Source organism: Skermanella pratensis, from assembly GCF_008843145.1.
Taxonomy (GTDB): Bacteria; Pseudomonadota; Alphaproteobacteria; order Azospirillales; family Azospirillaceae; genus Skermanella; species Skermanella pratensis.
The window spans coordinates 2,740,514-2,760,843 of sequence record NZ_CP030265.1 but is presented as its reverse complement, the minus strand read 5'-3'; the positions used below and the strand labels follow the sequence as shown (position 1 = coordinate 2,760,843).

18 protein-coding genes and 1 pseudogene are annotated in these 20,330 nt (G+C 65.5%); 10 read left to right on the top strand and 9 right to left on the bottom strand.

The annotated features are described in order from the left end of the window. The first annotated feature begins 4 nt into the window (after nucleotides 1-4). The 10 genes from DPR14_RS12470 to rarD all read left to right on the top strand — a co-directional run bounded on the left by DPR14_RS12470 (nucleotide 5) and on the right by rarD (nucleotide 9,847). Nucleotides 5-646, top strand: coding sequence for a TRAP transporter small permease subunit (locus tag DPR14_RS12470; RefSeq protein WP_158045427.1), 642 nt, complete (start codon nucleotides 5-7; stop codon nucleotides 644-646). Between the two features lie 3 nt (nucleotides 647-649). Beyond that, nucleotides 650-2,005 carry a TRAP transporter large permease gene (locus DPR14_RS12465; protein WP_158045426.1) on the top strand — a complete coding sequence of 452 codons (1,356 nt, stop codon included), beginning with the start codon at nucleotides 650-652 and terminating at the stop codon, nucleotides 2,003-2,005. Between the two features lie 4 nt (nucleotides 2,006-2,009). After that, on the top strand, nucleotides 2,010-3,359 hold the full coding sequence (locus DPR14_RS12460) for an amidase (RefSeq protein ID WP_158045425.1): 1,350 nt from the start codon (nucleotides 2,010-2,012) through the stop codon (nucleotides 3,357-3,359). A gap of 10 nt (nucleotides 3,360-3,369) precedes the next feature. After that, nucleotides 3,370-3,549: a hypothetical protein gene (locus tag DPR14_RS12455; RefSeq protein WP_158045424.1), complete on the top strand. Its 180-nt coding sequence runs from the start codon at nucleotides 3,370-3,372 to the stop codon at nucleotides 3,547-3,549. 137 nt (nucleotides 3,550-3,686) lie between these two features. Further along, on the top strand, nucleotides 3,687-4,376 hold the full coding sequence (gene purQ / locus DPR14_RS12450) for a phosphoribosylformylglycinamidine synthase subunit PurQ (RefSeq protein ID WP_158045423.1): 690 nt from the start codon (nucleotides 3,687-3,689) through the stop codon (nucleotides 4,374-4,376). Continuing rightward, nucleotides 4,351-6,588 (top strand): phosphoribosylformylglycinamidine synthase subunit PurL, encoded by a 2,238-nt coding sequence (gene purL / locus DPR14_RS12445; protein ID WP_158045422.1) that lies wholly within the window; start codon nucleotides 4,351-4,353, stop codon nucleotides 6,586-6,588. The genes purQ and purL overlap by 26 nt, the downstream gene beginning before the upstream one ends. Nucleotides 6,589-6,616: 28 nt before the next feature. Next, the gene (locus DPR14_RS12440; RefSeq protein ID WP_158045421.1) at nucleotides 6,617-6,856 is read left to right on the top strand and encodes a BolA/IbaG family iron-sulfur metabolism protein; all 240 of its coding nucleotides are present in this window, start codon (nucleotides 6,617-6,619) and stop codon (nucleotides 6,854-6,856) included. 66 nt (nucleotides 6,857-6,922) lie between these two features. Beyond that, on the top strand, nucleotides 6,923-7,261 hold the full coding sequence (grxD, locus tag DPR14_RS12435) for a Grx4 family monothiol glutaredoxin (protein ID WP_158045420.1): 339 nt from the start codon (nucleotides 6,923-6,925) through the stop codon (nucleotides 7,259-7,261). Nucleotides 7,262-7,446: 185 nt separating this feature from the next. Beyond that, nucleotides 7,447-8,814 carry a methyl-accepting chemotaxis protein gene (locus tag DPR14_RS12430; RefSeq protein WP_158045419.1) on the top strand — a complete coding sequence of 456 codons (1,368 nt, stop codon included), beginning with the start codon at nucleotides 7,447-7,449 and terminating at the stop codon, nucleotides 8,812-8,814. Between the two features lie 127 nt (nucleotides 8,815-8,941). Next, nucleotides 8,942-9,847: an EamA family transporter RarD gene (gene rarD / locus DPR14_RS12425; RefSeq protein ID WP_246149241.1), complete on the top strand. Its 906-nt coding sequence runs from the start codon at nucleotides 8,942-8,944 to the stop codon at nucleotides 9,845-9,847. 80 nt (nucleotides 9,848-9,927) lie between these two features. Here the strand turns inward: rarD and rpsD are convergent, their stop codons facing one another. The 9 genes and pseudogenes from rpsD to cysS all read right to left on the bottom strand — a co-directional run bounded on the left by rpsD (nucleotide 9,928) and on the right by cysS (nucleotide 20,305). Further along, the gene (gene rpsD / locus DPR14_RS12420) at nucleotides 9,928-10,542 is read right to left on the bottom strand and encodes a 30S ribosomal protein S4 (RefSeq protein WP_158045417.1); all 615 of its coding nucleotides are present in this window, start codon (nucleotides 10,540-10,542) and stop codon (nucleotides 9,928-9,930) included. Nucleotides 10,543-10,730: 188 nt separating this feature from the next. After that, entirely contained in the window at nucleotides 10,731-12,455 is a 1,725-nt protein-coding gene (locus DPR14_RS12415; RefSeq protein ID WP_158045416.1) for a methyl-accepting chemotaxis protein, read from the bottom strand. Between the two features lie 36 nt (nucleotides 12,456-12,491). Further along, nucleotides 12,492-14,546, bottom strand: coding sequence for a TonB-dependent receptor plug domain-containing protein (locus DPR14_RS12410; protein WP_192499444.1), 2,055 nt, complete (start codon nucleotides 14,544-14,546; stop codon nucleotides 12,492-12,494). A gap of 38 nt (nucleotides 14,547-14,584) precedes the next feature. Continuing rightward, nucleotides 14,585-15,109: a YfiR/HmsC family protein gene (locus DPR14_RS12405; protein ID WP_158045414.1), complete on the bottom strand. Its 525-nt coding sequence runs from the start codon at nucleotides 15,107-15,109 to the stop codon at nucleotides 14,585-14,587. A 226-nt stretch (nucleotides 15,110-15,335) separates the two neighbouring features. Then, entirely contained in the window at nucleotides 15,336-16,055 is a 720-nt protein-coding gene (locus DPR14_RS12400; protein WP_158045413.1) for a response regulator transcription factor, read from the bottom strand. 134 nt (nucleotides 16,056-16,189) lie between these two features. Beyond that, nucleotides 16,190-16,363, bottom strand: a complete 174-nt coding sequence (locus DPR14_RS27400; protein ID WP_192499443.1) for a hypothetical protein — start codon at nucleotides 16,361-16,363, stop codon at nucleotides 16,190-16,192. A gap of 168 nt (nucleotides 16,364-16,531) precedes the next feature. Beyond that, entirely contained in the window at nucleotides 16,532-17,305 is a 774-nt protein-coding gene (locus DPR14_RS12395) for an RNA methyltransferase (RefSeq protein ID WP_158045412.1), read from the bottom strand. Between the two features lie 20 nt (nucleotides 17,306-17,325). Then, nucleotides 17,326-18,930 (bottom strand): citramalate synthase, encoded by a 1,605-nt coding sequence (gene cimA / locus DPR14_RS12390; protein ID WP_246149238.1) that lies wholly within the window; start codon nucleotides 18,928-18,930, stop codon nucleotides 17,326-17,328. Nucleotides 18,931-18,932: 2 nt separating this feature from the next. Continuing rightward, nucleotides 18,933-20,305 (bottom strand): annotated as a pseudogene (gene cysS / locus DPR14_RS12385) (cysteine--tRNA ligase). Nucleotides 20,306-20,330: the final 25 nt, after the last annotated feature.

Here is a 20,330-nt window from a genome sequence, read left to right as displayed (position 1 = left end):
TTCCATGATCCGGTACATCGAGTTCGCCGACCGCCTGTCCGCATGGATCGGCAAGGCGTTCGCCTGGGCGATCGTCGTCATGACATTCGGCGTCAGCTACGAAGTCTTCGTCCGGTACTTCCTCGACAATCCCACGACCTGGGCGTTCGACATCACCTACATGATGTACGGCACGCTGTTCATGATGGGTGGCGCCTATACGTTGTCCCGCGACGGGCATGTGCGCGGCGACTTCATCTACCGGCTGTGGCGTCCCCGCACCCAGGCGAAGGTCGAACTGGTGCTTTATTTCCTGTTCTTCTTCCCGGGGATCATCGCCCTTATCCTGGCGGGCTGGAAATACGCTTCGCGATCCTGGCGCTACGCCGAAGTCAGCGTGATGAGCCCGGCCGGCATCCCGATCTTCCAGTTCAAGTCGATCATCGTCGCCGCCGGCGTCCTTCTCCTGATCCAGGGAATCGCCCAGGTCTTCCGCTGCATCATCTGCATCCGGACCGGCGAATGGATGCGGGCCCGCGACGATGTCGAGGAAACCGAAACCGCGCTGGCGAAGTCTCTCGCCACCGGCAGCCTTCCCCATGGATCCGAGGCGGTGGATATCGTCACGCCCATGCATAACAAGACCAACGGCGACAGGCGGGGCTGATCCATGTCCGACCCACAAGTAGCCCTGCTGATGCTGGGCTCGTTCCTTTTCGTGATCCTCCTCGGCTTTCCGATCGCCTTCACCCTCATGGCAATGGGCGTCGGTTTCGGCTATTACGCCTATTTCGACGCGGAGCGGATGCGGACGATCTTCGACAACCGCATCTTCGACCTGTTCGTCAACCAGACCTACTCGGTCATGGCGAACGACGTGCTGACCGCCGTGCCGCTGTTCCTGTTCATGGGGTACGTCGTCGAACGCGCCAACATCGTCGACCGCCTGTTCCAGACGATCTACATCGCGGCGCGCCGGGTTCCGGGTTCCATGGCCGTCGCCGCGCTGATCACCTGCGCGCTGTTCGCGACCGCCACCGGCATCGTCGGCGCGGTCGTGACGCTGATGGGCCTGCTGGCGTTCCCGGCCATGCTCAAGGCGCGCTACGACACCAGCTTCGCTTCCGGCGTGATCTGTGCGGGCGGCACGCTCGGCATCCTGATCCCGCCGTCGATCATGCTGATCGTATATGCCGCGACATCGGGCGTCTCGATCGTCCGGCTGTATGCCGGCGCGCTGCTGCCCGGACTGATGCTGGCTGGGCTATACCTCGTCTATGTCGTGATCCGCGCAGTCCTTCAGCCGAGCATCGCGCCCAAGCCGCGGGACGAGGACATCGGCGACGTGCCGGTCGGCAAGCTGATGGTCATGCTGGCGACGTCGTTCCTTCCCCTGGCGGTGCTGATCCTGTCGGTCCTGGGAGCCATCCTGTTCGGGCTGGCGACTCCGTCCGAGGCGGCCGCCATCGGCGCATTGGGCGGCCTCATCCTGGCGGCCGCCTACGGATCGCTGACCTGGGACCGGTTGAGGCAATCGGTCTACCTGACGGTCCGCACCTCGGCGATGGTGTGCTGGCTGTTCGTCGGCTCCTGGACCTTCTCCTCCGTCTTCTCCTATCTCGGCGGCGAAGGGGTCATCACGGAGTTCGTCACCGGCCTGGATCTGACGCCGCTGCAGTTCCTGCTGCTTGCGCAGCTGATCATCTTCCTGCTCGGCTGGCCGCTGGAATGGTCGGAGATCATCATCATCTTCGTGCCGATCTTCCTGCCTCTGCTGCCGCATTTCGGGATCGACCCACTGTTCTTCGGCATCCTGATCGCGCTCAACCTCCAGACCTCGTTCCTGACGCCGCCCATGGCGATGTCGGCCTATTACCTGAAGGGGATTGCGCCACCGCATGTCCAGCTCGTCCAGATCTTCAAAGGATGCATGCCGTTCCTCTTCCTGGTGTTCCTGTCGATGATCCTCCTTTACGTGTTCCCGCAGATTGCCTATTTCCTGCCTAACCTGATCTATGGTCAGTAACCGAATGACTGCGAACCCGGAACTGACGCGCCTCGCGGCCAGCGACCTCCGCCACCGGATCGCCCGGGGCGAGGTCCGGGCCGTCGAGGTCGCGGAAGCCCATTTGGAAGCCATTTCCGCGCGGGAGGAGGAGGTCCGCGCCTGGACCTTCCTCGATCCCGATCATGTCATGCTCCAGGCCCGGATGCTCGACAGCCTTCGATCTTCCGGGCGGCCGACTGGGCCGCTCCACGGCATCCCGGTCGGCCTGAAGGACATCATCGACACGCGCGACATGCCAACCTGCAACGGTACGCCGCTGGATGCCGGCAGAAGGCCGCAGACCGACGCCTTCACGGTCGCGCGGCTGCGCGAAGCCGGTGCGATCGTCATGGGCAAGACCGCCACGACCGAACTGGCGGTCATGAATCCCTGCGAAACCCGCAACCCGCACGATCCCGGGCGGACGCCGGGCGGCTCGTCCTCCGGCTCGGCGGCGGCGGTCGCGGCATCCATGGTACCGCTGGCCCTGGGCACCCAGACCAACGGATCGGTGATCCGCCCGGCCTCGTTCTGCGGCGTGGTCGGCTACAAGCCGAGCCGCGGCACGATATCAAGGCGCGGCGTGTTGACCCAGTCGCCGACACTCGACAGCGTCGGCGTGTTCGCCCGCTCCGTCGAAGACGCGGCCCTGCTGGCCGACGTGCTGGCGGTCTACGACGAGGCGGATCCCGCCATGCGGCCGGTGGCCCGGCCGCAACTCCTCGACGGGGCGACGGCGACGCCGCCGCTCACCCCCGTGCTGGCCTTCGTGCCGTCTCCCGTCTGGGACCGGGCCGAGCCGGCCACCCGCGAGGCTTTCGGGGAACTCCGCGACGAATTGAACGGCGGCTTCGACCAGATCGATTTGCCGGAGCCGTTCGACCGGGCCCACGAGCTGCACCGCACGATCATGCTGGCCGACATCGCCCGCAACTTCGCCCGCTATGCCGAGCGGGGCCGCGACCAGCTCAGCCCCCTGCTGCGCGGCATGATCGACGAGGGCCGCACCCTGCTGGCTGTCGACTACACGCTGGCCCAGGACTGGGTGGAGATCCTCAACAGCGCGCTCGACCGCATCTTCGACCGGTACGACGCGATCGTGACGCCCGCGACGACCGGCGAGGCCCCGGTCGGACTCACAACGACCGGCGACCCGGTTTTCTGCACCATCTGGACTTATTGCGGCGTCCCGGCGATCACCCTGCCCCTACTCCAGGGGGAGAACGGGTTGCCGATCGGCGTCCAGCTGGTCGGCCGGCGCGGCGGCGACGCCCGGCTGCTTCGAACCGCGAGCTGGCTGATGCGCCGCTTCGGCATGGCAACACCCATTTGAGGATCGGGACATGAGGATCATCGACAGCCTTCTCGCCTTCCTGGGACTGGCCGGCTTCGCCGGGTTCCTCGCCATCATCGCGGTCTATGTGACGGAGCCGGTGCTGATCGTCATCTTCGTCGCCTGCGTGGCGATGACGGCATTCGACTTCGCCCAGGAGATCGCCAAGAAGCGGTATGGCCGGGGGTGACCCCGGACTGAGCGGCGGCGGCACGCTTCGGCAGGGCTGCCCCGCGTCCATGGGCTTGCAATAGGGGGGCCGGCTCTTTAGTGTCTGCCGCAATTGCCGCTGGGGCATCATCTCCAAGGAAGTTGCTGAAGCGCCTCATGAAGGCCGCCGTCATTGTATTCCCCGGCTCCAACTGCGACCGCGACGTCAGCGTCGCTTTGGAGCACGCCACGGGCGCAAAGCCCGCCATGGTCTGGCACCGCGACAGCGACCTTCCCCCGGTCGACCTGATCGCCGTTCCAGGCGGATTCTCATACGGCGACTATCTGCGCAGCGGCGCGATGGCAGCCAGGTCCCCTGTGATGCGCGAGGTCGTGGCCCGCGCCAGGGCCGGCGTCAGGGTGCTGGGGATCTGCAACGGTTTCCAGATCCTGACCGAGGCCGGCCTCCTGCCAGGCGCGCTGATGCGGAACGCCGGGTTGAAGTTCATCTGCCGGACCGTCGACCTTCGGGTCGAGAACACGGACAGCGCCTTCACCTCGGCCTTTTCCAAGGGGCAGGTCGTCCGCTTCCCGGTCGCCCACCATGATGGCAACTATTTCGCCGACGCCGACACCCTCGCGCAGATCGAGGACGCCGGCATGGTGGCCTTCCGCTATGTCAGCCCCGGCGGCGTGATCGACGCGTCGGGCAACCCCAACGGCTCGGCCAACGCCATCGCCGGCCTGTTCAACGAGACCCGCACCGTGCTGGGCATGATGCCGCATCCCGAGCGGGCCAACGAGCCGCTGCACGGCAACACCGACGGCAAGCCCATGTTCGATGGTCTGGTGGAGGCCCTGTCGTGACCACGAACTCCCCCGCAAGGAACCCGCCGTCACCGCCGAACTGGCCGCGGAGCACGGGCTTTCCCCTGACGAATACCAGCGGATGCTGGACATCGTCGGTCGCACGCCCTCCTTCACGGAACTGGGCATCTTCTCCGTCATGTGGTCGGAGCACTGCTCGTACAAATCGTCGAGGGTTTGGCTGAAGAAACTCCCGACCAAGGCGCCGCACGTCATCTGCGGACCGGGCGAGAATGCCGGGGTGATCGACATCGGCGACGGACAGGCCGCCATCTTCAAGATGGAGAGCCATAACCACCCGTCCTTCATCGAACCCTACCAGGGGGCCGCGACCGGCGTCGGCGGCATCCTGCGCGATGTCTTCACCATGGGCGCGCGGCCGATCGCCAATATGAACGCGCTCCGGTTCGGCAGCCCCGACCATCCGAAGACACGGCACCTGATCTCCGGCGTGGTCGCCGGCATCGGCGGTTACGGCAACTGCGTCGGCGTGCCGACGGTCGGCGGGGAGACGAACTTCCACCCGTCCTACAACGGCAATATCCTGGTCAACGCCATGACCGTGGGCCTTGCCGAGACAGACCGGATCTTCTACTCGGCGGCCGCCGGCGTCGGCAATCCCGTGGTCTATGTCGGGTCCAAGACCGGCCGCGACGGCATCCACGGCGCCACCATGGCCTCGGCCGAGTTCTCCGAGGACAGCGAGGAGAAGCGGCCGACGGTTCAGGTCGGCGACCCCTTCACCGAGAAACTGCTGATCGAGGCCTGCCTGGAACTGATGGCGACCGACGCCATCGTGGCGATCCAGGACATGGGTGCCGCCGGACTGACCTCCTCCTCGGTGGAAATGGCCGACAAGGGCGGCCTCGGCATCGAGCTGGACCTGGATACGGTCCCGCAGCGCGAATCCGGCATGACCCCGTACGAGATCATGCTGTCCGAGAGCCAGGAGCGCATGCTGATCGTCCTGAAGCCGGGCCGCGAGGATCTGGCCAAGGCGATCTTCGACAAGTGGGAGCTGGACTTCGCCGTGATCGGCCGGGTCACCGCCAGCGGCCGGCTGGTCCTCAGGATGCATGGCGAGACCTATTGCGACCTCGAAGTGGGGCCGCTGGTCGATCGGGCGCCGGTATACGAACGCCCGTGGGAACCGACCCCGCCCCAGGCCGACATCGACGCCCGCGACATCCCCCTGCCCGCCCCCGCGACCGAGATCCTGCACCGGCTGGTCGGCAGCCCCGACCTGGCGTCTCGCCGCTGGATCTGGGAGCAGTATGACAGCCAGGTCGGCGCCGACACGGTCGCGGGCTCGGGCGGCGATGCCGCCGTCGTGCGCGTCCACGGGACGAACAAGGCGCTGGCCATCACGACCGACTGCACGCCGCGCTACTGCTTCGCCGACCCGGTCCGCGGCGGTGCCCAGGCGGTGGCGGAAGCGTGGCGCAACCTGACGGCGGTCGGCGCCAAGCCGCTGGCGATCACCGACAACATGAACTTCGGCAACCCGCAGAAGCCGCGGATCATGGGCCAGTTCGCCGGGTGCATCGAGGGCATGGCGGATGCCTGCACCGCGCTGGACTTCCCGGTGGTTTCAGGCAATGTCAGCCTCTACAACGAGACCAACGGCGAGGCGATCCTGCCGACCCCGGCGATCGGCGGCGTCGGCATCCTGCCCGACGCGTCGCTGGCCGTTTCGCTCGCGTTCAAGGCCCCGGATCAGGCGATCCTGCTGATCGGCGAGACGGCGGGCCATGTCGGGCAATCGCTCTACCTGCGGGAAATCCACGGCCGGGAGGAAGGCTCGCCGCCGCCGGTCGACCTCGCGGTCGAACGCCGGAACGGCGACCTCGTCCGCGATCTGATCCGCGACCGCACCGTCACCGCCTGCCACGACGTCTCGGACGGCGGCTTGCTGGTGGCCCTGGCGGAAATGGCGATGGCCGGCCGGATCGGCGCCGCGATCGACCTGCCGGACGGTGCGGATGCCGCCGGCTTCCTGTTCGGCGAGGACCAGGGCCGTTATGTCGTCACCACGGCCGATGCGGACGCGGTGATGGCGCGCGCCAAGTCGGCCGGCGTGCCGGTGCGGCGTCTCGGCGTGACCGGCGGCGCCACGTTGACACTCGGTACGGCTGACGCCATATCGGTAGATGGCCTTAGAACGGCACATGAAGCCTGGCTGCCGTCGATCATGGCAGGCGGTGCGGATTAACCCCACAAGCTGAGCGGGAAGGCTGAAAATGGCGATGGACGCGGCTCTCATAGAGAGCTTGATCAGGGAAGGCATCCCCGATGCCGAGGTTCGCATCGAGGATTTGCGTGGTGATGGCGATCATTACGCCGCCTATGTCGAATCCGCCGCTTTCAAGGGCAAGACGCGCGTCCAGCAGCACAAAATGGTTTACGACGCCCTGCAGGGCCGCATGGGCGGGGAGCTTCATGCCCTCGCCCTGCAGACCAGCATTCCCAAAGACGCCTGAACAGGTTCCAATACCGGTTCCCACCGCCGTCGCCCCGAACGGTCGAATTCACGAGGATATCGAGAGATGGATAACTCCGTAGCAGAACGGATCAAGAGCGACATCGAGAGCAACGACGTCGTCCTCTACATGAAGGGCACCCCGGTTTTCCCGCAGTGCGGCTTTTCGTCCGCCGTCGTCCAGGTGCTGACCCATCTGGGCGTCAAGTTCAAGGGCATCGACGTGCTGGTCGACCCGAGCCTGCGCGAGGGCATCAAGTCCTTCAGCAGCTGGCCGACCATTCCGCAGCTCTATGTGAAGGGCGAGTTCGTCGGCGGCTGCGACATCGTCCGCGAGATGTACCAGACCGGCGAGCTGATGGAGATGCTGAGCTCCAAGGGCGTGGACGTCCAGGTCAAGGCCTGATTGCTCTTCGTCCGACAGAGACTTCAGGGAAAGGGCTCCGCTCGCGGGGTCCTTTCTCATCTCCGCATCCCAGATCCCGAACCGCCAAGTGCCGCCTTTTTGCATATATCTTCGTTAAGCGGTCGGTAATCCTTAGCACGCGAAAGTCCTGACCGAAGAAGAAGTGAAGTGAAAAGGACCTTGTCATGGCACGCGGTTCGACTACGGCTGCCACCGGCGGATTCGCTCGACGCCTGACGCTGCGGTTCGTGGGATCGGCCGTCGCCTATGCCCTGCTCGGCATCGGGGTCGTCGGCGCCTCCATGTCGGTTCTCGTCCTCATGGGACTTCGCCGATTCTCGCAGGACTGGGCGGCGCTCGTGGCCGAAGCCCGGCTCCCGGGCGCCGAGAGCCTGACCTCCACAGTCTCCCTGATGTCCTTCCTGGTGACTTGGGGCAGCGTCGCGACCATCAGCACCCTGATATCGGTCGGCCTGTTCTTCCTGTGGTTCACGCGCAGCCGGGTCGTCAATCCGCTGGTGCGGCTGACCGGCGCCATCGACCAGCTCGCCGGCGGGCAGTCCACGGTCGCGATCCCCTATGCCGCCCAGCAGGACGAGATCGGGGTCATGGCGCGCGCCGTTCTGGTTCTCAAGCAGAACACCGTCGAGAAGCTCCGTCTGGAGGCCGAACAGGCCGCGCTCAAGCAGCAGTCGGAGGCGGAGCGCAGGCGCGTGCTGGGTGACCTTGCCGGCCACCTCGACGAGAGCATCGGCCAGGTCGTCGAGACACTGTCGGGGGCGGCCACCGCGCTCCAGTCCAACGCGCAGCTCATGCTGAGTTCCTGCGATGACGCCCGCCAGCGTTCGTCCGCCATCGCGTCGACCTCGAAGACCTCGTCCGCCAGCGTCGAAAGCCTGGCCTCTGCCGCGAATGCCTTGTCGGACAGCATCGCCGACATCGAGCGTCAGACCGGTCAGGCCACCAGCATCGCCCGCACCGGGATGGATCAGGTCGCCGCGACCAACGAGGTGGTGACGGGGCTGAACGATACCGTCCGGGAGATTGGCCAAGTGGTCGGCATGATCGGCGAGATCGCGGCCCAGACCAATCTGCTGGCGCTCAACGCCACCATCGAATCCGCCCGGGCCGGCATGGCGGGGAAGGGCTTCGCCGTCGTCGCGAGCGAGGTGAAGAACCTGGCCGGACAGGCCGGACGCGCGACCGAGGAAGTGACCCAGAAGATCCATCAGATCCAGGAAGTCACCGGCAGGGCGGTCGCGACCATGACCAGCGTCGCGCAGACCATCGAGCAGATCGGCGGCATCGTCACCGACATCGCGTCGGCCGTCGAGCGCCAGAGCACCGCAGCCCGGACGATCGCCCACAACGTGGATACCGCTTCCGATGGAACGCGGCGGGTCTACAGCGATATCGAGCGGGTTGCCTCCGCTACCGAGAATTCCGGCCGGACGGCCGACCAGGTCATGTCGTCGGCCCGTTCGGTGAACGACAAGGCCAGGGATCTCCGCTCGACCGTGGACAGCTTCCTGCAGAAACTGCGTAGCGCCTGACCCGTTCCGACCTGTCGCAGGTCAGTCATGCCGGCGATGCAGGGCGTCGGATGCACCGGTTGGTCCGCTGGCGTGTTAAGCAGCGATCATGTCCGATTCGCCCCTCACCACACCCGGAAGCCCTCGCGTGGCCCGTGACGCGCGCGCTCCCGTCGATCCCGCCGTTTCCGGCATCCTGTACGCGCTCGGCGCCTTCCTGGTCTGGGGCGTCGCCCCCATTTTCTTCAAGGCGCTCCAGCCGGCCACTCCGGTAGAGATCCTGTCGCACCGCGTGGTCTGGTCGCTGCTGCTGATGATCGCCCTGGTGCTGGTGATGCGCGACCCGCGCGACGTCGTGACCGCCCTGTCCAGCGCCCGGCGTGTCGGTGTCTTCGCCCTGACCACCTGCCTTGTCACGACGAACTGGCTGCTGTTCATCTGGGCGGTCAACACCGACCATATCGTCCAGACCAGCCTGGGCTATTACATCAACCCGCTGGTCAATGTCGTGCTCGGGGTGCTGTTCCTCGGCGAGCGGCTGAACGTCAAGCAGACGCTTTCGGTGGCGCTGGCAGCGATCGGTGTCACCAGCCTCGTGATCAGCCTGGGCGAATTGCCCTGGGTTTCGCTGACCCTGGCGACCACCTTCGGCTTCTATGCCCTGATCCGCAAGAAGGCGGGCATCGATCCGCTCGTGGGATTGCTGATCGAGACGGCGATGCTGACGCCGTTCGCGGCGATCTATCTGATATGGATCGGCGCTGCGGGCACGGGAACCTTCACCCTGGACAATCCCGGACTGGCGGCGCTGCTGGCGGTCTCCGGCATCGTCACGGCGCTGCCGCTGATCTTCTTCAACTTCGGCGCCCAGCGCCTGAAGCTGTCGACCATGGGGCTGATGCAGTACATCTCGCCGACGCTTCAACTGGCGATCGGCGTGCTTTTGTTCGGAGAAGCCTTCACTCCGGCCCATGCCATCGCTTTCGGGCTGATCTGGGTGGCGCTGGCGATCTACAGCACCGACGCCTTCCTGACGCACCGGGCGCGGAGATAAGTCTTCCTCCTTGCGAGGCGGGCATGAAAAAAGGGGCGCCGGTTTGAGCCGGCGCCCCTCGCGTTTTCAAGCCGCCAAGATCAGCGGCTGTAGTACTCGACCACCAGGTTCGGTTCCATCTGGACCGGGTACGGCACGTCGGCGAAGGCCGGGGCGCGCACGAAAGTGCCCTTGAGGGCCGAGGTGTCGACGTCCAGGTAGTCGGGGATGTCGCGCTCACCGGAAGCGATCGCTTCCATGACCAGCGCCATCTGCTTCGACTTCTGCTTGACCTCGATCACGTCGCCGTCCTTGACCTGGTAGGACGGAATGTTGACCCGCTTGCCGTTGACGCGGACATGGCCATGGTTCACGAACTGGCGCGCGGCGAACGGGGTCGGGACGAACTTCATGCGGTAGACGACGGCGTCGAGCCGGCGCTCCAGCAACTGGATCAGGTTCTCGCCGGTGTCGCCGCGGCGACGGACGGCCTCGGCATAGAGACGGCGGAACTGCTTCTCGCCGATGTTGGCGTAGTAGCCCTTCAGCTTCTGCTTGGCCATCAGCTGCAGGCCGAAGTCGGACGGCTTCTTGCGACGCTGGCCATGCTGGCCGGGACCGTATTCACGGCGGTTGATCGGGCTCTTCGGGCGACCCCAGAGGTTGACGCCCAGACGGCGGTCGATCTTGTACTTGGATTCTTGACGCTTGCTCATACGCTATCGCTTTCGACGCTGTTTGTTGTCCCGATAGGTCCTGCCGGTCAGAAGGTCCTGTCGGACTTGATCGACCGCGGACGGGGCGTTACCACATGCACGCCCGCCTTCTTGGGAGGAAGCGCCGCACTATACGGACCGGGAGCCGAAAGTCAAACGGATGTCGCCCGAAAAGCCCGTGCGCGGCGTCATTCGCCCCTCCGCGATGCGTTGACCGAGCGGATGTCGGCCAGGAACCGGTCGATCATGGTGCGCAGGTCGCTGGCCTGGCTGGACAGCGTGCCGACCGCGCCGTTGACGTCCTCCGCGGCCTTGCCGGTCTCGCCGGCACCGTCCCTGACGCCTTCGATGCTGCGGGACACCGTGCGGGTGCCGTCGGCCGCCTGAAGCGCGCTGTCGACGATTTCGTGGGTGGCGCCGCTCTGGTCCCGGACGGCGCCGGCGATGATGCCGCCGATCTCGTTCATCCGGCCGATGATCGACGTGATCTCGCGGATCGCCTCCGCCCCCAGGCGGGTCGCGTCCTGCACGGCGGCGATCTGGGCCGTGATCTCGCCCGTGGCATGGGCCGTCTGGTTCGCCAGATCCTTGACCTCGTGGGCGACCACCGCGAAGCCCTTCCCTGCGTCCCCTGCCCGCGCGGCCTCGATCGTCGCGTTCAGGGCCAGGAGGTTCGTCTTGACCGCGATGCTGGTGATCAACTTCACCACCTCGCCGATCTTCCGCGTCGTGTCGTCCATCCCCGTCACCAGATCATTTGCCCGCTGGGCCGACGTGACGGCCTGACCGGACACCCGCGTCGACTCGCCCACCTGGCGGTCGATCTCCACGATGGCCATCGACAGGCGCTCCGCAGTGGCCGCCACGGTATCGACGTTGGCGGAAGCCTGGGCCGCGGCGCCGGCGACGGAGTCGGCCTGATGCTCCGTCTGCTGGGCGACCGCCGAGAGCGACCCGGCGGCCTTCTCCAGGGTGACGGTCGCGGACGATACCTGGTCAAGCGTCCGGGAAATCTCGTCGTCGAGCGCCAGGACGAGCTGTTCCATGGCCTGGGCGCGCCGCTCACGCTGCTCGTGCTCGTTCTTCTGCTCTTCCCAGGACTGGTCCAGCTTGATGCCGTTGTCGCGGAACACCGCCAGGGAATCCACGATGGCCCCCAGTTCGTCGCTCCGGGAGAGCGCGGCGATATCCACCTCCCGCTCGCCGTCGGCGAGCTTCCGGGTCACCGCGGCGATCCGCTCGATGGAGCCGGTTGTCGCCCGGCCGATGCCCCAGGAGAAGCCGGCGACCGCCACGGCGGCGAGCAGGGTGGATCCCAGGAACACCAGCCTCATCAGGTCAGCCGCGGTCGCGGACCGGTCGGCCTGCACCCTGGCGCTCTCCACTCCGGAATCGATGATGCCGGCGATCAGCGCATTGAGCTTCTTATAGTTCTCCTCCAGCGGCCCGATCAGCTTGACCATCCCGCGGAAATCGAATTCAAGCATCGACTCGACGACGTCGATCATCTCCCGGTAGGTGCCGAGCCCCTCGACCGCCTCGTCCAGCTTTTCGCGTTCCTGCGACTGGGCATACCGGTCGCGCCAGATTGCGAGATCGCGGATGATCGAATCCAGTTCGCTGCGGATCGCCGTCAGCCGCTCCGGCACATGGGCATCGTTGCCCTGGGCGACCTTGGCGACCACCGTCTGGTAGAGTTGTCCGTTCACCCTGTCGATCCGGCCGCTGACCGTGGCCAGGTCGATGCCGCCCCGCAGGTTCGCCTCGACCATCGTCCTGAGATCCCCGACGAGCCTGCCGAGCCCCATATAGCCCACCGTGGCGACGACCATCATCAGGCAGACCGCCAAGCCCGGCGCGAGGGCGAACTTGAAGAAGAACGGCAGGTTTGACAGCGTCGGGCGCTTCGCCATGGTGGATACTCCGGACAGGGTTTCCGATGCGGGACCTCAGTAGTCGGCCCGCACCGAGAAGTAGAGCCTTCGTTCGACCTCGGGCAGCGAGGTCTCCCGGTGGGTCGTCTGGTTGAACGACAATCCCTCGACCGCCACGGTGATCGTGTCATTGAGATGGTAGCCGATGCGACCATTCAGCGTGACGCGATCCTCGACGTCGATCAGCCGGGTGTCGCTGCTGCCGACCTGGATCAGGGGCACGCGCGTTCCGGAAACGTAGTGGGCCGAGAGGTCGAGCTCCAAACCGCGCCAGGTGTAGCCGAGACGGCCGTTGACCTTGTGGCGGGGAGTGGTTTCCTCGTAGGCGATGGCGCTGACCCTCCCGTCGTCGTAGGCCGCGATCAGGTCGTCGTCCACGATCTCGAACGAGTAGTTCAGCCCCCATTTCCAGCCCGACCCGATGCGCCCGTCGATGCCGATCTCCGCTCCGGTCGCGTTCGAACTGCCGACATTGCGGAACAGGAAGTCGTATCCCGCCGGGGAGATGTTGGTGATGCGCGTCGCGTCGGCGTCGCCGATCAGGTTCTTGGAGGTCTGCCGGTACAGGCTGAAGCGTGCCAAACTGTCGATCTGGGGAATTCGGCGGTCATACCCGACTTCGTAGTTCATCACGGCCATCGGGTCGATGTCTGGACTTCCTGAAACGCGCGACGTCGGGATCGGACCGAACGGAACCGGATAGCCGTCGTGATACCCAAGGCCGATCATCGAGGGAAGCTGGACGCCCCGCGATGCCATCACCCGGAAAGTGTCCAGCCGCGTCGGCCTCCAGGCGAGGCTGCTGTTGAAGCTGTATTCCGTCAGGGCCTTGTCATAGTCGTCATTGGTAAAGGGGCCGACGGCGCCGGGAGCGTTCCTCAAGGTCACGGGTCCGCTCCGGTCCAGGCGCAGGTGATCGACCCGGACCGCGTTGGTCAGCGAGATCGAATCGGTTACCGCCCAATCCCACATGCCCCCGGCGGCGTAGACATCGTAGGAAACCGTCGCTTCCTTGTAGGGCACCGTTTCCATGGCGTTGTGCCGGTATTCGCCGGACACCCGGAAGGTATGATCGGTCCCGACCTTGAAGAGGTCCTGCAGCTTGGCGACGGTGACGTTGTTCGATATCGGCAGCGTCGGCAGCACGTTGCCGGAGTCGAGCTTCGCTTCGAGCCAGTTGCGGTAGATCGAGGCTTCCCAAAGCCCGAGGGCCCCTTCGCCGGTAAGCGTCGTCCGCGCCGAGTACGTGTCGATCTTCGCCGCGATCGGCGTGTAGATCGGGACCATCTCCGACTGCTGGACATGGCTGCGGGTCAGCTCGACACCCCATTGGGTGTCGTCCAAGACCTGGAACAGTCCGTCGATGCTGAGCGACCGGCGCTCCGGATTGCGGCGCAGGCTGTCCTGGAGCGGAGTCGCGGGAGTGTCGAACTCATCGGCGTTGGAGGCGCCCGCCGAGATGCGCAAACCGGCCCGGTCGCCGATCTTCAGGGTGTTGACCAGGGATGCCTGACGGTATTTCTGGGTGCCGCCGCGTAGCGTCGCCGTGTTGACGTCGTCGTAGAGCGGCGAGAAGGTAATGATATTGATGACGCCGGCGACGGCGTTGAAGCCGAACAGGGCGGAGTTCGGCCCCTTCACCACCTCGATCTGGCGGATCTCCGACAGTTCGACCGGGATGGCGCTCCAGGTGGTCAGGCCATAGTGGTCGAGATAGACCTGCCGCCCGTTCACCAGCACCAGCAGGCGCGGAGAATAGGCTTGGTTGTATCCGCGCACGCCCACGTCGGAGGAACCGTTGCTCCACCGCCAGACATCGACGCCGGCGACGCTGCGCAGCACTTCCGGGATGTCGTTTGCACCCGACCGCCGGATATCCTCCGCGCTGATGATGTCCATCGTGACCGGCACTTCCGTCTGCCGCTGCGGCTTGCCGGTGGCGCTGGTGGTCACCGGTTCCTTGAACAGCGCCTCCAGGTCTCCGTAGTTGATCGTTTGGGCATGCGCCGGTCCGGCTGCGGTCAGGGCGAGCGCGATGCCGATGGATGCGAGCGGAAACAGGGTCTTCATGGCGGATCCTCGGAGCGTCACGCTAGGCGGGAACGGCATCAGATTTCGATGATGAGCATGCGGAAGGCCGCCCTGAAGGCGACCTGGGATTGATCGGCGGCCTGCTTGTTCACCAGGATCTCGACGGCTGGCTGGCTGGCGACCGACATGACGCAGCGGCCCGCGCGAACGCAGCTGGAATCGGTCGAGACGGTGAGGAGACGTTTCGCCTTGGCCGAGTCGAAGATGGCGCCATGGTGTGCCGCCAAGCCTGTGGTCACGAAGACGACGCCGGCCCCCTCGAGCTTGTCCAGCTGGGAGACCGGCACCAGCAGCGGCTCGAGGGTGAGCGGACCCTCCTTGAAACCACCGCCCAGCATGGCGGCCAACCGGTCCGCCTCCGCCTTGGAAGCTTCGATCTCCGGCGCGAAGACGATTGCCATCTTGGCGGGAGTAGCCGGCTTGGCAGTCAGGAAGCCCAACGACTTGGCGATGACCTGCACATCGTCCAGCGCCACGTCGGCGCGAGCCATGGCTGCGGGCAGGCAAAGCAGAACCGTCAGGACAAGCGCCTTCCACTTCATAAGCGTGTCCTCGCTGATTGGCGGGTGGTTTTCGGAATGTCTCTCGGTTCGAAAACTATAGTTTGCCTTTGAATGTCTCTAGTAAAAACTAATTTGATATTGTGAATGAAGCTGAACAGAAAATTTCAGGAATGAAACATTACGGTTTCGGCAGATTAGAAAATAGAATACTATCGAATTTCTAGGATTTTACTTCATAATCTTCCGGAGGACTGAAGATCGGGCATCAAACCGCCGCGAAGCAGTATCCCTGACCGTGGATTGTCAGGATCAGCCTCGGATCCTGCGGATCGATTTCGATCTTGCGCCGCAGGCGCCCGATCAGAACGTCGATCGTGCGATCGTCCGGCGAGCCCGGCCGCCTGCTCACGGCAGCAGTCAGGCGGTCGCGGTCGAGGATGCTGCCGGGGTTGGACGACAGCGCCGCGAGCAGGTCGAACTCGCTGCGGGTCAGCCGGACATTGCGCCCAGCCGGATCCTGCAGATGGCGACGCGCCAGATCCAGCGTCCACCCGTCGAAATGGCAGGTCGATCCGCGGCCCGACCGTCCTACCCGCAGGCGGCGCAGCAGGTTCCGGACGCGCAACGCCAACTCCCGCTGATTGAGGGGTTTCACCAGGAAGTCGTCGGCCCCCAGTTCCAGGCTGACCAGGCGGTCGACTTCCTCCGTCCGAGCGGTGACGACGATGATGCCGAGGGATTCGTCGCGGCGAAGTTGCCCGAGACGGGTGAACGCAATGCCGTCAGGCAACGTCAGATCCATGAGCAGCATGTCGAAATGCCGTTCCGCGAAGGCCCGGTCCATTTCCCTCAAGCTGGCTGCTTCTACGATATGGTGGCCATCCTGCCTCAGAAGCGCGGCCGTCGCGGCGCGTTCGGACGCATCCCCTTCCACCAGCAATATGACGTGCCGGCTGGACGCACCGGTTTCAGTGCCCCGATCCATGTCGCTCGTCTCTGGTCAGCCCCGGTACGGGCGTCCTGCCCGCGGTATTGATAATCCGGGCACCCTCGCCTGACAAGTGGCATACCGCTTGTCAGGCACTCCTGGCAGGCGAGCGCGCGGCCTTTCCTTCGCGCCTATCCGATCCTGCGATAGACGCCGCCGATCAGGTGGATCGCTTCATGGATCTGCGCATTGGCCTCGCGCAGGTCGGCGCGATCTAATTCGTTGCTGTTCGCGGTTTCCATGTCCATGAGAGCAAGGTCGATCTCCTCCGCCGCATCGCTCAGCAGAATCCCCGCTTCGGCCAATCTGGTTCTCGTGCTCGCACCCTGCCCCGCAAATTGCAAATGACGAAGCGCGCGACGCAAGCTCCGGCCGAACTTCTGTATACTCATCATTCCCTCCTACCCGATAGATAGGAGTTCTTCAGCAACTCTCATGCCACTTTGTGCAAGTCTATCCAGAAAGCAAAAACGCTATTCCTTTGGTGTGGATCTCTTGCGTCCGGTCAATGCGGAAATGATGCCATGGAAGGTCCTGACTTCCTGTTCAGTCATATCCATCCGCTGAAAGCAGTTCCTTATCGATCGAATCATAGACGGCTTTTTCCCGGGCGATGAAAAGAACCGCGAGTTTTCAAGCTCCTCTTCCAGGTGGGAGAACAGGTTGACCAGTTCTTCCTTGTTGGCGGGGCGGGTCGCTCCGGTGTGGAGATAGCGCCCAGGAGCCACGTCGCCGGTCTGGTACCATTCATACCCGATGATCAGGACCGCCTGGGCTAGGTTCAGCGAACTGAACGCCGGGTTCAGCGGTACCGTCAGGCTGGTGTCCGCCAGCGCCAGGTCGTCGTTGAACAGCCCCGTCCGCTCCGGTCCGAACAGCACGCCGGTCGCGAGGCCGGCGGAAGATTGGGCCCGCATCTCCGATGCCGCCTCGCGCGGGGTCATGATCCGCTTGATCATGCCGCGGTTGCGGGCTGTGGTCGCGAAGACTTGGGACAGGTCGGCGATCGCGTCCTCCGTCCGGTCGAACAGGCGCGCATTGTCGAGCACCAGGTCCGCGCCGGACGCGGAGGCCCTGGCGCTGCTGCTCGGCCATCCGTCGCGCGGACGGACCAGCCGTAGGTCGGTAAGCCCGCAGTTCAGCATTGCGCGGGCGCAGGTGCCGATGTTCTCGCCGAGCTGGGGCTCGATCAGGATGATCGCCGGTCCGCCGAGAACGGCGTCCCGCTGGGGGTTGGTTCCTGCCATCTCTCTATACGTCTGACTGTCTATATCACTGTCCGTACCGGGGCGGCGCTGGCGCGGTACAGCCGGTAAGTGATGCTGTCATGCAGCGCGTTGTAGGATGCGTCGATCACGTTGGCCGAGACGCCGACGGTCGTCCAGCGGTCGCCCCGCCCGTCGATGCTCTCGATCATGACCCGGGTCACCGCCTTGGTGCCGTCGTTGGGCGTCAGGATGCGGACCTTGTAGTCGACCAGCCGGAGCCCTTCCAACTCCGGATAGGCGGGAAGCAGCGCTTTGCGCAGCGCTATGTCCAGCGCGTTGACGGGGCCGTTGCCTTCCGCGACCGTCATCAGCGACTGGCTGCCGACATCCAGCTTGATGGTCGCCTCGGACAGGGTGATCAGCTCGTCCCGGGCGTTCCAGCGCCGCTCGTCGATGACCCGGAAGCTCTGGAGGCGGAAGAAGTCCGGCACCTCCCCCAGGGCGCGGCGGGCCAGAAGCTCGAAGCTCGCCTCGGCGCCGTCGTAGGCGTAGCCGTCATATTCGCGCCGCTTTACCAAGTCCACCAGGTCGGCGATGCGCTCGTCCCGCGGATCGATCTCGATGCCGATCTCGCGGAAACGGGCGAGCAGGTTCGACCGGCCCGCTTGGTCCGAGACGACGATGCATCTGCGGTTGCCGATCCTGGTTGGGTCCACGTGCTCGTAACTCGCGGGGTCCTTCTCGACCGCGGAGACATGGAGTCCGCCCTTATGGGCGAAGGCGCTTTCCCCGACATAGGGCGCGTGCCGGTTGGGCGCCCGGTTCAGCCTCTCGTCCAGCCCGCGCGAGACCTGGGTCAGGCGGCGCAGGCCATCGGCCGAGATGCCGGTCTCGAAGCCCATCTTCAGCATCAGCGTCGGGATCAGCGATACCAGGTTGGCGTTGCCGCAGCGCTCGCCCAGCCCGTTCAGCGTCCCCTGGATCATCCGCGCTCCGGCGCGGACCGCGGCCAGCGAGTTGGCGACGGCGTTCTCCGTGTCGTTGTGGGTGTGGATGCCCAAGTTGCCGCCGGGAATGCGCTCCGCCACGGCGCGGACGATGCGCTCGACCTCGTCGGGGAGCGAGCCGCCGTTGGTGTCGCACAGCACGATCCAGCGGGCGCCTGCCTGGTATGCCGCCGTCAGGCAATCCAGCGCGTAGTCCGGGTTGGCCTTGTAGCCGTCGAAGAAATGCTCGGCGTCGAACAGCGCCTCGCCCTTGCGCTCCCGGATCAGCCTGATGCTGTCGGAGATCAGTTCCAGGTTCTCCGCCCGCGGTATGTTCAGCGCCACGTCCACATGGAAGTCCCAAGTCTTCCCGACCATGCAGACCGCATCGCATTTCGCACCGACAAGGCCGGCCAGGCCGGGATCGTTGGCGGCGCTCCGGCCGGGCCGGCGGGTCATGCCGAACGCGGTGAAGGTTGCGTTGCGCAACTCCGGCGGGTCGGCGAAGAAAGCGTCGTCGGTCGGGTTGGCGCCCGGCCAGCCGCCCTCGACGTAATCGATCCCCAACAGGTCGAGATCCCGGGCGATGGCCGTCTTGTCGGCTACGGAGAAATCGACGCCCTGGGTCTGCGCGCCGTCCCGCAGGGTGGTGTCGTAGAGATAAATCCGCTCACCCATGATCAAGCCCGCTTCCAGGTGGTCCCGCCGGGACCGTCCTCCAGCACGATGCCCTGGTCGGCCAACTCCTTCCGGATCCGGTCGGCCGACGCGAAGTTCTTGGCCTTGCGGGCCTGCTTGCGCTGCTCGATCAAGTCCTCGATCGCCGCGGCGCCCAGTCCGCCGGCATCGCCGCCGCGGAACCATTCGGTCGGGTCCTGCCCGAGCAGGCCCAGCACGCTGCCGGCGCCCAGCAATGCGCCCTTCAGCGCCGCGCGCTCTGCCGGTTCCGCCGCCTTGTTCAGGGCCGTGACGACAGCGTGAACGTGGCTGATCGCCAGCGGCGTGTTCAGGTCATCCTCCAGCGCCGCTATCACCTCGGCCGGCACCTCGTCCCCGGACGCTGGCACGTCCTCGACCGAGCGCAACGCCGTGTACCACCGGTCCAGGGTCGCCTTGGCCTGCTTCAGCCCGTCCCGGGTGAAGTCGAGCGGCTGGCGGTAATGGGCTCCGAGCAGGGTCAGGCGGATCGCCTCGCCGGGAAATTCGCCCAGCAGGTCCCGGACGGTGAAGAAGTTGCCCAGGCTCTTGGACATCTTCTCGCCTTCGACCGTCAGGAAACCGTTGTGAACCCAGTAGCGGGCCAGCGGGGCGCCGCCATGGGCGCAGACTGACTGGGCTATCTCGTTCTCATGGTGAGGAAAGATCAGGTCCAGGCCGCCGCCATGGATGTCGAAGGTCTCCCCCAGGTGCTCCTCCGCCATGGCGGAGCACTCGATATGCCAGCCCGGCCGTCCCCGTCCCCACGGGCTGTCCCAGCCCGGCACCTCCGGGCGGAGGGCTTCCACAGCACGAAGTCGGCGGGGTCGCGCTTGTACGGCGCCACCTCGACGCGGGCGCCCGCGATCAGCTCGTCCCGGGACCGACGCGACAGCCGGCCATAGTCCGCCATCGACGGCACGCTGAACAGCACGTGCCCCTCGGCCTCGTAGGCGTTGCCGGCCGCGATCAGGCGCCCGATCATCCGGATCATCTGCGCCACATGGGTGGTCGCGCGCGGCTCGACGTCCGGCGGCAGGGCGTTCAGGGAGGCCATGTCCTGGTGATAGGCCTCGGTCGTGCGGGAGGTGACGCTGTCGATCCCTTCCCCGCTCTCCCGTGCCCGGTCGATGATCTTGTCGTCCACGTCGGTGATGTTCCGCACGTAGCGGACCTCCCCGTAGAGCCGGCGCAGCAGCCGGTACAGCACGTCGAACACGACGACTGGCCGCGCATTCCCGATATGGGCGTAGTCATAGACGGTCGGGCCGCAGACATAGAGGCCCACCCTGCCCGGCACCAGCGGCTCGAACCGTTCCTTCTGGCGGGTCAGCGTGTTGAAAAGATCCAGCGCCACCGGTTTTTCCTTAAACAAAACCACT